Origin of the sequence: Falsiroseomonas sp., from assembly GCF_041690465.1 — a bacterium.
Lineage (GTDB): Bacteria > Pseudomonadota > Alphaproteobacteria > Acetobacterales > Acetobacteraceae > Falsiroseomonas.
The window spans coordinates 120,412-130,153 of record NZ_JAWLHG010000014.1 but is presented as its reverse complement, the minus strand read 5'-3'; the positions used below and the strand labels follow the sequence as shown (position 1 = coordinate 130,153).

10 protein-coding genes are annotated in these 9,742 nt (G+C 71.9%); 2 read left to right on the top strand and 8 right to left on the bottom strand.

All coding sequences use genetic code 11. The annotated features are described in order from the left end of the window. Positions 1-185 precede the first annotated feature (185 nt). The 3 genes from ACESM1_RS15735 to ACESM1_RS15725 all read right to left on the bottom strand — a co-directional run bounded on the left by ACESM1_RS15735 (position 186) and on the right by ACESM1_RS15725 (position 3,358). On the bottom strand, positions 186-650 hold the full coding sequence (locus ACESM1_RS15735) for a cupin domain-containing protein (protein ID WP_372621584.1): 465 nt from the start codon (positions 648-650) through the stop codon (positions 186-188). 36 nt (positions 651-686) lie between these two features. Continuing rightward, positions 687-2,303 (bottom strand): peptide chain release factor 3, encoded by a 1,617-nt coding sequence (locus ACESM1_RS15730; protein ID WP_372621582.1) that lies wholly within the window; start codon positions 2,301-2,303, stop codon positions 687-689. Between the two features lie 62 nt (positions 2,304-2,365). Continuing rightward, positions 2,366-3,358 carry a 2-dehydropantoate 2-reductase gene (locus ACESM1_RS15725; protein ID WP_372621580.1) on the bottom strand — a complete coding sequence of 331 codons (993 nt, stop codon included), beginning with the start codon at positions 3,356-3,358 and terminating at the stop codon, positions 2,366-2,368. A 75-nt stretch (positions 3,359-3,433) separates the two neighbouring features. Between ACESM1_RS15725 and ACESM1_RS15720 the strand changes: the two genes are divergently transcribed. Then, positions 3,434-4,396 (top strand): Bug family tripartite tricarboxylate transporter substrate binding protein, encoded by a 963-nt coding sequence (locus ACESM1_RS15720; protein WP_372621578.1) that lies wholly within the window; start codon positions 3,434-3,436, stop codon positions 4,394-4,396. 200 nt (positions 4,397-4,596) lie between these two features. Next, on the top strand, positions 4,597-4,914 hold the full coding sequence (locus tag ACESM1_RS15715; RefSeq protein WP_372621577.1) for a hypothetical protein: 318 nt from the start codon (positions 4,597-4,599) through the stop codon (positions 4,912-4,914). Positions 4,915-5,050: 136 nt separating this feature from the next. Here ACESM1_RS15715 and ACESM1_RS15710 read toward each other — a convergent pair whose 3' ends face one another. Genes ACESM1_RS15710 through ACESM1_RS15690 form a run of 5 tightly spaced genes read right to left on the bottom strand, consistent with a single transcriptional unit; the run spans position 5,051 to position 9,730 of the window. Further along, positions 5,051-5,803 carry a hypothetical protein gene (locus ACESM1_RS15710; RefSeq protein WP_372621575.1) on the bottom strand — a complete coding sequence of 251 codons (753 nt, stop codon included), beginning with the start codon at positions 5,801-5,803 and terminating at the stop codon, positions 5,051-5,053. Continuing rightward, the gene (locus ACESM1_RS15705) at positions 5,800-6,948 is read right to left on the bottom strand and encodes an FAD-dependent oxidoreductase (RefSeq protein WP_372621573.1); all 1,149 of its coding nucleotides are present in this window, start codon (positions 6,946-6,948) and stop codon (positions 5,800-5,802) included. The genes ACESM1_RS15710 and ACESM1_RS15705 overlap by 4 nt, the downstream gene beginning before the upstream one ends. After that, on the bottom strand, positions 6,945-7,922 hold the full coding sequence (locus tag ACESM1_RS15700) for a Bug family tripartite tricarboxylate transporter substrate binding protein (protein ID WP_372621571.1): 978 nt from the start codon (positions 7,920-7,922) through the stop codon (positions 6,945-6,947). Before ACESM1_RS15700 ends, ACESM1_RS15705 begins: the two co-directional genes overlap by 4 nt. 13 nt (positions 7,923-7,935) lie before the next feature. Then, the gene (locus tag ACESM1_RS15695; protein ID WP_372621569.1) at positions 7,936-8,700 is read right to left on the bottom strand and encodes a class II aldolase/adducin family protein; all 765 of its coding nucleotides are present in this window, start codon (positions 8,698-8,700) and stop codon (positions 7,936-7,938) included. 31 nt (positions 8,701-8,731) lie between these two features. Then, positions 8,732-9,730 (bottom strand): succinylglutamate desuccinylase/aspartoacylase family protein, encoded by a 999-nt coding sequence (locus ACESM1_RS15690; RefSeq protein ID WP_372621567.1) that lies wholly within the window; start codon positions 9,728-9,730, stop codon positions 8,732-8,734. Positions 9,731-9,742 lie beyond the last annotated feature (12 nt).

Below are 9,742 nucleotides of genomic sequence, written 5' to 3'. Positions count from 1 at the left end.
GAACGCCATCGGCAACCTCCTTGACCGCTTCAGCCCCGAAGAATGCACCGACTACCTGCGACACTGCGGCTATGCACAGTCAGGCCAATAATGGTCTAAGCCGAGGTAAACGCCGGCGATCCGGGCGGATGCCGGCACAGGGATCAGGCGGAGATCGGCGCGGGCGCTTCGGGGTGCGCCACCGGTCAGCGGCCGCTGAAGGGATTGGGCCCGAGCAGTTCGAGCCTGTAGCGTGCGGCGATCTCCAGGATTCGGCCCATGTCCTCGGGGATTCGCAACCCGGCCTCGGCGACCTCCAGGAAGAAGTGCTCGAAGCCGCCGGGCTGCACGACGCAGAACATCGTTCCGACCGTGTCACCGATGTTCACGAAGGAATGCGGCACGCCGCGCGGCAGCAGCGCACAATCGCCGGCTGCGGCCTCGAACTCCTGCTCGCCGCAGCGCATGCGGAAGCGGCCGGAGACGATTCGGAACATCTCGTCCTCGCCGTGGTGCACGTGCCAGGGCGGGCCGTCTCCAGGCTGGCGGACATCCTCGAAGGCGCTGAATCCGGCGCCCGGGCCATCGGCGGGCATGGTGATGCGGATATCGCCGCCGAACAGCGGCAGCGAGCGCGCCGCGCTGGCGGAGATGAAGCGTGGCGTGGTCATGGCGGCTCCTTGGCTCCCCCCCCCGACGGGAAGAGCCTAGGCGCCGCGCTGCATCTGCACCACCCCGTGCTGCTCCCGCACGGCGTGGAACCTCAACGCCGGGAAGTCCTCCTCGGCGCGCTTGCGGCGCCAGTCTGAGGAGAACAGCGCGACGTGTTCGCCGTCATGGTCCTCGGCCGTGTCGGAGCGGTTGGTCGCGGCCCAGCGCTCGATCTGCGCGCGCTCGCCGCTGACCCAGCGCAGCACCTGCCAGCGCGTGGCGTCGAAGCCGGCGGGCACGCCATACTCCACCTTCAGCCGCGACTGCAGCACGTCCAGCTGCAGCTGGCCCACCACCCCCACCACCGGCGGCGAGCCGTCGAGTGGGCGGAACACCTGCACCACTCCTTCCTCGGCGAGCTGGTCGAGCGCGGTGCGCAGCTTCTTCGCCAGCATCGGGTCCTCCAGCCGGACATGCCGCAGGATCTCCGGCGCGAACGAAGGCACGCCGCGGAAATTCACCTCCTCGCCCTCGGTCAGCGTATCGCCGATGCGCAGCGTGCCGTGGTTGGCGATGCCGACCACGTCGCCGGGCCAGGCCTCCTCGGCGACCTGGCGCTCCTTGGCGAAGAAGAACAGCGGCGCGTTCACCGGCACCTGCTTGCCGGTGCGCACCTGGCGCAGCCGCATGCCCTTGGTCAGCCGGCCGCTGCACAGCCGCACGAAGGCGACGCGGTCGCGGTGGTTGGGGTCCATGTTCGCCTGGACCTTGAACACGAAGCCGGTCAGGCGCGGCTCCTCCGGCTGCACGTTGCGTGGATCGGCGTCGCGTGCGCCGGGCGAGGGGGCGAAGCGGGACAGGCCCTCCAGCAGGTGCCCGACGCCGAAATCGCGCAGCGCCGAGCCGAAGAACACCGGCGTCAGCGTGCCCTGCCGGAAGGCGGCCAGGTCGAAGGCGTTCAGCCCCGCCTCGGCAAGCAGGACCTCCTCGTACAAGGCCGTGGCGCGGGCCTCGCCGACCAGTTCGGCGATCCTGGGGTCGTCCGGCCCGCTGACCGGGATTCCCTCTTCCTCCGTCGCATCCACCGGCATCAGCCGCCTGGCCAGGATGTCGTAGGTGCCCCAGAACTCACTGGCGCGGCCGACCGGCCAGGCGACGGGCGCGGCATCCAGCGCCAGGGTCTGCTGGATATCCTCGATCAGCTCGAACGGGTCGAGCGCCTCGCGGTCCATCTTGTTGACGAAGGTGACGATCGGGATGTCGCGCAGGCGGCACACCTCGAACAGCTTGCGGGTCTGGCTCTCGATGCCCTTGGCGGCGTCCAGCACCATCACCGCGGCGTCCACCGCCGTCAGGGTGCGGTAGGTGTCCTCGGAGAAGTCCTCGTGGCCCGGCGTGTCGAGCAGGTTGAACACCACGCCCGCGCGCTCGAAGGTCATGACCGAGGTCGCCACCGAGATGCCGCGGTCCTGCTCGATCTTCATCCAGTCCGACCGCGTGCGCCGCGCATTGCCCTTGGCGCGCACCGCGCCGGCGAGCTGGATTGCGCCGCCCTTCAGCAGCAGCTTCTCGGTCAGCGTGGTCTTGCCCGCGTCCGGGTGGGCGATGATCGCGAAGGTGCGCCGCCGCGCGGCTTCCCGCGCGACGGTGTCGTCGGCCAGTATTTCGCTCATGCACGGCATATAGCGCTTCGGCCGGCCGGGATCAGCCCCGGGCCATGCGGGGCGGGGCGGATTCACGCCTCCGGGCGTTCCGCCCTCCCTCGATCCGACCCCTGCTCCAACAGCCGCACCAGCCCATGCACGCCGTGCATCACCGGCGCCTTGTGGCCCAGCCGTTCCGCCATCTCCACCAGGGCGCCGAGGATCGGGCCGAGCTCCAGCCGGCGGCCGGCCTCCCAGTCCTGCAGCATGGAGGTGCGGAAGGCGCCGATGCGGCGGGTCACCGCCATCCGCGCCGCGATGTCGCCAAGCGGGGCGAGGCCGATGCGCTGCCCGAGCGCGTCCATCTCGGCCATCATCGCCTCCGCCAGGCCGCGCACCCCGGGCTCGTCGAGCATGTCGGAGAGGGTGGCGCGGCTCAGCACGCTGAGGGGGTTCATGTTCGAATTGCCCCAGAGCTTGCGCCAGATCTCCTGCCGGATCGCCCCGGTCGGCTCGGCGGGCACGCCCCCGGCGCGCAGCAGGGCGACGGTTTCCGCCAGCAGGGCCGCGTTCGCGCCGAGGTCGCCCACCGGCAGCCGGTCAGCCTTGGCCAGCCGCACCACGCCCGGCGCCTCCACCGTCGCGGCGGCATGCACCACGGCGGCGAGCACCCGCCCGGCCGGCAGGGTGGCGGAGAGGGCGCCAGCCGGGTCCACGCTCTCCAGCGCCGCACCTTCCAGCGGGCCACCGAAACCCTGGAGGAAGAACCAGGGCACGCCATTCTGCGCCGAGAGCACCCGCGTCCCCGGCCCCATCAGCGCTCGGATCGCGGGCAGCGCCGCCGGAAGGTCCTGCCCTTTCAGCCCGAGCACGAGCAGGTCGGCCGCCGGCAGCGCGGCCGGCACGTCCGAGGCGAACAGGGGAAAGACGCGCTCCGCCGCGCCGTCGCGCAGGACGAGGCCGCGGCTGCCGAGAGCCGCGAGCGTCGCCCCGCGCGCCAGCACCGCCACCTCCGCCCCGCCTTCCGCGAAGCCGGCGGCCAGCCAGCCGCCGATGGCGCCGCATCCGATGATCGTGACCCGCATGACGAATTCCTCTGCCCGAAGCGGACGGGGCCGGCAACAATGCCCAGCCACACCCGCGCCATGAGGCCCGAGACGATGCACCGCCGCGCCCTGTTCGCCCTGCCCCTGCTTGCCGCCCTGCCCGCCCGCGCGCAGGCGCCCTGGCCGCAGCGGCCGGTTCGGCTGATCGTGCCCTTCCCGCCGGGCGGCACCACCGATGTCCTCGCCCGGGCGCTGGCCGCCAAGTGGCAGGAGGGCTGGGGCCAGCAGGTGGTGGTGGACAACCGCGGCGGCGGCGGCGGGGTGATCGGCACCGAGGCGACCTTCCGCGCCGTGCCGGACGGCTACACGCTGGTGCTCGGCAACAACCAGACGCATGCCACCAACGGCGCGCTGATGCGCGACCTGCCCTACGACCCGGCAAGCTTCGCCGCCGCCACGCTGGTGGCCCGCGCGCCGCATGCGCTGGTGGTACCGGCGACCTCGCCGGCCCGCACGGTGGCGGAGCTGGTGGAGCTGGGGCGCCGGCCGGGGCGGGGGCTGTCCTATGGCACGCCCTCGGCGGGCTCCTCGGCGCATCTGATGAGCGCCACCTTCGCGAAGCGCAACGGGATGAACGTGACCCATGTGCCCTATCGCGGCGCCGGGCCGGCGGCGCAGGACCTGGCGGCGGGCACGGTGGATTTCATGATGGCGACCTGGGCGAGCGTCTCGACGCTGGCCGCCGGCGGGCGCGTCCGGGCGCTCGGCGTCGGCGGCGAGCAGCGCTTCCCGGACCTGCCGGATGTGCCGACGCTGAAGGAGCTCGGCTACGATTATGTCTCGGGCGATGCCTGGTTCGGGCTGTTCGCGCCGCAGGGCACGCCGGCGGCCGTGCTGGACCGGGTGCACGCCGCCACCGAGGCTGCGCTCTCCGACCCGGTGCTGCGCGGCAGGCTGGAGGCGGCGGGCTTCCGCATCCAGACCATGCCGCCCGCCGCCTTCGGCCCCTTCCATCAGGCCGAGGTCGCGCGCTGGGCCGGGCTGGTGCGCGAAGCCGGGGTGACGCTCGGGAACTGACCCCTTTCCCGCGCCGGGAATGGCCGCTCACGTATTGATGAGGGGGGTGGGTTGCACCTTCCGCACCCCACGCCCCCTTGGCGTGGGCTTCCCCGACCGCTAAATGGCGTCCCATGCAGGCTAAGAAGCTTTTCGATTTCAATGAACGAAAGAACGCCGCGGAGGAGGCCCGCAAGGCCGCCGCGGAGAAGTTCGCCTCGATGAAGTCCCGCCTGGACGATCCCGAGGTCCAGAAGCGCATGGCCGAGCAGAAGGCGATCGCCGAGGCGCGTGCCGCCCGCGAGGCCGAGAAGCGTGCCGCCAAGCTGGCGATCAAGCAGGCCGAGGAGGCCGCGCGCCTCGCTGCCAAGCGCGAGGCCGAGCGCAAGGCGCAGGAAGAACTCGCCCGTCGCCGTGCCGCGGAGATCGAGGCCGCCAACGCCGCCGCCCGCCGCGCCGCCGACCAGCGCAACCGCGCCCATACGCTTGCCGCCGCCCACAAGGCGATGCAGGACGCGCGCAAGGCGCGCCAGCGCTGATCGCTGCTCCCCCACGACGCCGCCTTCGGCGTCGCCGCGGGGACCGCGGACTGTTCGGACTGTTCTGACCTTGGACTGATGCTCCGTCGTGCCGGAGGTACGCTCCCGGCGTTGGCCGCGGCAGGGTGGCGCAGGGCTATCCGGCCTTGGCGAGCAGCGCTGAAAGGGCCGGACAGCAAGCCGTCATCGCGGGGCCGCCCGGCAGGCCGAGCGCGCGGCAGGCGGCGAAGGCGCAGGCCAGGTTGGACGACAGCAGCGGCACGCCCAGCCGCTCCCGCATCCATTCCATCGCGTCCAGCGTCGCTGCGCCGGTGCCGGAGACCAGCACGGCGCAATCCGCCGGCGGCGCCAGCTTCGCCAAGCCATCGGCCACTTCCTCGGGCTTCAGGTCATAGGCGCTGAAGCTGTCGGAGACCTTGAAGGACTCCACCAGGTCCAGCCCGGCCGCCTGCCAATAGCGCTCCGCGCGCTCGGTCAGCCAGCCCGGATAGGGCGAGAACAGCAGCAGCCGCGATCGTCCGAGCGCCTCCAGCGCCGCCGCGATGGCGCGCGCGGCGAGGATCACCGGCCGGCGGATGCCGGCGGAGAGCCGCTCCTGCAGGGCGTGGTCCTCGGCGGGAGGCAGGGCATAGCTCGGGCCGGTAATGCCGACGATCACCGCGTCCAGAGCCAGCGCCCCGAAGGCGTTGAACGATTGCTCGACATGGCTGAGATAGACCGCGTTGCGCTGCTCCAGCGTGGTATTGGGCATCACCGGCAGGCGCGCGACATGCAGCGCCGCCTGCTGCGGCAGCAGGTGGCGGATTTCCGGTTCCACCGCCGGATTGGCCGATGGCGAGAGCAGCCCGATGCGATGCGTCGGGTGCCAGCGTCTCGCAGGATGGGTCATGCGGGGGCTCCGGCCTTGGCGATGTCCAGCATGGAGGCCTCGCGCGCCCAGGCGCGGGCCTGGTCGGGCGTCAGTGCCGCCATGCGCGCCACCTCGCCGGCCGGGTCGGCGGCGACGCGCGCATCGGTGCGCGGCAACAGCGCCTCCCTCACCGTGGCAAGCCGCGCGGCCGCCCAGTGGTCGAGCAGCGCATCCCCGGCACCGTGGAGCACCGGATGCAGCGCGGCGGCGAGCGTCATCGCGTCATGGATACCGGCGTTCATGTTCATCCCGCCGCGCGTGTTGGTGAGATGCGCCGCATCGCCGGCCAGCAGCACGCGGCCGGCGCGATAGGCCACCGCCATCGCCTTGCGCACGCCGTACACGTCGCGGCCGGCGAGCGGCAGGTTGCGCAGTGCGGGGAGGAAGCGGGCAATACGGGCGCGGGCATGGCCCTCGGCCATCGCGTCCTCGTCGCTCATTCCAGGCGGGATGCGGAAGATCAGCCGCCAGACCTCCGGCATGCGCAGCAGCGAGCAGGAGCCCTCGCCGTCGTAGAGATAGCCGAGCCCATCCAGGCCCGGGATGTGCTCGCGCAGGTCGTGCGGCGTCAGCAGCCGCAGCACGCGATGGGCGTAGTCGCTGGTCTCCGCCGCGATGCCGGCCAGGTTTCGCATCGCGCCGGCGGCTCCGTCGCAGCCCACGGCGAAGCGGCCGCGATGCGTGCTGCCATCCGCGCAGCGCAACGTGACGCCGGCCTCGTCCTGTTCCAGCGCCTCGACCCCGGCGCCGAAGCGCACCGTTCCCGCCGGCAGCGCGGCGAGCAACGCGGGGGTGAGGAACTGCTGCTCGCGATGCCAGCGGAAGGGGAAGCGCGTCTCGCCCGACAGGATGCCGAGGTCGAGCGAAGCCGACTCGCCGCTGTCCACGCGCCGCCACAGGATACGGTCCACCTGCACGCCGCCGGCGCGCAACCCGGCGAAGACGCCGAGCTCGTCCAGCGCGTCGAGCGTGGGCGGGTGGAAGGTGGACGCGCGCGAAGCGGCCGAGAGGCCCTCGCGTCGTTCCAGCACGCGCACGGCCATGCCGCGCTGGTGCAGCGCAAGCGCCAGCGCCAGCCCCACCGGGCCGGCGCCGACAACGACGACATCCGACCCGGAGGTCAATCGACCCGCGCGCCCGAGCGCTGCACCGCGTCCCGCCACACCCGGCGCTCGCGCTCCATGATCGGGCCGAGGGCCGCGCGGCCCTGCGGCATCGCATCGGCCTGGCGCTGCTCTAGGATCGCCGCCCATTGCGGGCCGCCCAGCACGGCGCCGAAGGCCGCTTCGAGGCCAGCGAGGATCGGCTCCGGCAGCGCGGATTGCGCGAAGATGCCGTACCACGGGCTGGCATCGAAGCCGGGCAGCGTCTCGGCCACCGCCGGCACCTCCGGCATGGCGCGGAAGCGCTGCGCGCTGGTCACCGCGATCGCCTTCAGAGTGCCGCCGCGCACCTGCGGTGCGGAGGTGCCGAAGCCATCGAAGGCGACGCCGACATTGCCCGCCACCATGTCGTTGAGCAGCGGCGAGCTGCCGCGATAGGGCACATGCGTCATCGGGATACCGGCCTGGGCGCGGAACAGCTCCATCGAGAGATGCGTGAAGGAGCCGACGCCGTTCGACCCGTAGTTCAGCCCGCCCTCCGTCGCCTTCGCCTTGGCGATGAGCTGCGCGACGCTGGTGACGTCCGGCAGCGCCTTCGGCGAGACCACCAGCAGGTTCGGCTGCTGCGCCAGCATGCCGATGGCAACGAAATCGGCATCCGGATCGTAGGCCAGGCGCGGATACAGCGCCTTGTTCACCGCGATGATGCCCTGCGTCGCCACCAGCACGGTGTGGCCGTCCGGCGTGGCGCGCGCGACGTGCTCGGCGGCGATGTTGCCGCCGGCGCCGCCGCGGTTCTCCACCACCACCGGCTGGCCGAGGCGCGCCTGCAGCAGCTCCGCCGCGGCGCGCGAGAGGATGTCGGTGAACCCGCCCGCCGCGAACGGCACGACCAGCCGCAACGGCCGCGACGGCGTCCACGGAGCCTGCGCACGCGCCGCCAGCGGCACGGAAAGCGCTGCAGCAAGCGCGGTGCGGCGGGTCAGTCGGGTCATCGCGGATCCTCTCTCACTTGGCGTAGTCCGGCTCCTCGCGGTCCAGCACGCGGCGCCAGGCATCGAGGTGCAGCCGCGCGTCGTAGCGGTCACCCCAGGGGCCGTTGTAGCGCCGGCGCAACCGTTCCGGCAGGTGGTGCATCGCCTGGCCGGTGGACATCGCCGTCATCTGGTACATCGCGGTGCGCTCGGCGATGAAGCATTCATCGAAGGCGTCGGCGACCGTGGGGCCGACCACGGTCACGCCATGGCCGCGCATCACCATCACCGATTTCTCGCCGAGGCAGCGCGCGATGCGGTCGCCCTCCTCGTTGTGGTGCACCGGCTCGTCGCCCTCATGGTCGTAGACGATGCGGTCGTTGAGGGCGAGGTTGTTGTGGTGCGACAGGTGCATCTCCGCATCCCGCAGCAGCGAGAGCGCGGTCAGCCAGCGCGGATGCACATGCACCACGCAGGCGGCGCGCGGGTTCAGCAGATGGATGCGCGCGTGGATGTGGAAGGCTACCTTGCGCAGCTCGCCGGTGCCCCGCAGCACCTTGCCGTCCAGGTCGCAGACGATCAGGTCGCTCGCCTTCAGCTCCTGGAACAGGTAGCCGCGCGGGTTGATCAGGAAGCGCGGCTCCTTCTCATCCGGCAGCATCAGCGAGTTGTGGTTGCCGATCTGCTCGTTCCAGCCCTCCCGCGCCGCGACGCGGAACACCGCCGCCATGTCGCGGCGCAGTTCCCATTCGGTTTCCTCGGCCTTGCTGCTGCTGCGTGCCTCGATGATCGCGGACATGCTGCCCTCCTCCGTCCTTGCCTGACCCAGCCTACATATCCCGCGCCATCACGGCCACCGGGTCGCCGGCCTTTACCCGCCCGGCATGCCGGACGCACCAGAGCAGGCCGGTGGCACGGTAGGACAACTCGATGGGGGGCGCGGAGGGATCCTCGATGCGGTGCAGCAATCCGGCGGGGCTCTCGGCCCGCACCGTCTCGCCCAGCCGGTGCGCGGCCTCCCAGATGCCGTCGCAGGGCGCGAAGACGTAGTGACCGAGATCCGGCACCGTCATCCGGCGCGAGGGGCCATGCTCTCCCATTTCGGGAAGGCCTTCCAGCACGCCGGCATGGCGCAGCACGTTGCGCACGCCGCGCTTCGTGATCGTGAGCGCCTGCGGGTTGAGCCGCCCACCCCCGCCGAGCTCGGAGGAAAGCGCCACCACGCCGCGATTCTCCGCCGCGGCCAGCAGGGTGGGGCCGGCATTCACCTCCTTCAGCAGCAGCGTGACAGGCGCGCCGAAGGCGTCCGCCATGGCCAGCGTGCGCGCCTGCATCTCCGCATGGTCGAGGATATGGCCGACCGCGCTGGGCACGATGTCCATCCCCGTGCCGCCGCTGTGCAGGTCCATCTGCATGTCGCAGATCGGCAGCAGCACGCTATCCACGAAATGCGCCAGCGACAGCGCGAAGCCACCGAAAGGGTCGCCGGGGAAGCAGCGGTTGAAGTCCCGCCCATCCAGCGGCGACAGGCGCTTACCCGCGAGACAGGCAGGATAGTGCATGGCCGGCAGCAGGATCACGCGGCCCTGCACCTCCTCCGGCCGCAGCGTCCGCGCGAGGTCGAGCAGCGCCACCTGGCCTTCGTATTCGTCGCCATGGTTGCCGGCGGTCAGGAGCACGGTCGGGCCGGTGCCGTTGGCGAGGACGACGACCGGAACCGGGATGGTCCCCCAGCCGGAATCGTCGCGCGACTGCGGCACGCGGAGCTGTCCGACCTGCCGACCACTGCCCCAGAGGTCCACCTCGACCGCCACCGGGCTGTTCGTCATCGCGCATTCTCC

What these genes read in the sequence shown, in the direction of transcription:
- ACESM1_RS15735 (WP_372621584.1), bottom strand. Translation starts at nt 650, where the DNA reads ATGACCACGCCACGCTTCATCTCCGCCAGCGCGGCGCGCTCGCTGCCG.
- ACESM1_RS15730 (WP_372621582.1), bottom strand. Translation starts at nt 2,303, where the DNA reads ATGAGCGAAATACTGGCCGACGACACCGTCGCGCGGGAAGCCGCGCGG.
- ACESM1_RS15725 (WP_372621580.1), bottom strand. Translation starts at nt 3,358, where the DNA reads ATGCGGGTCACGATCATCGGATGCGGCGCCATCGGCGGCTGGCTGGCC.
- ACESM1_RS15720 (WP_372621578.1), top strand. Translation starts at nt 3,434, where the DNA reads ATGCACCGCCGCGCCCTGTTCGCCCTGCCCCTGCTTGCCGCCCTGCCC.
- ACESM1_RS15715 (WP_372621577.1), top strand. Translation starts at nt 4,597, where the DNA reads ATGAAGTCCCGCCTGGACGATCCCGAGGTCCAGAAGCGCATGGCCGAG.
- ACESM1_RS15710 (WP_372621575.1), bottom strand. Translation starts at nt 5,803, where the DNA reads ATGACCCATCCTGCGAGACGCTGGCACCCGACGCATCGCATCGGGCTG.
- ACESM1_RS15700 (WP_372621571.1), bottom strand. Translation starts at nt 7,922, where the DNA reads ATGACCCGACTGACCCGCCGCACCGCGCTTGCTGCAGCGCTTTCCGTG.
- ACESM1_RS15695 (WP_372621569.1), bottom strand. Translation starts at nt 8,700, where the DNA reads ATGTCCGCGATCATCGAGGCACGCAGCAGCAGCAAGGCCGAGGAAACC.
- ACESM1_RS15690 (WP_372621567.1), bottom strand. Translation starts at nt 9,730, where the DNA reads ATGACGAACAGCCCGGTGGCGGTCGAGGTGGACCTCTGGGGCAGTGGT.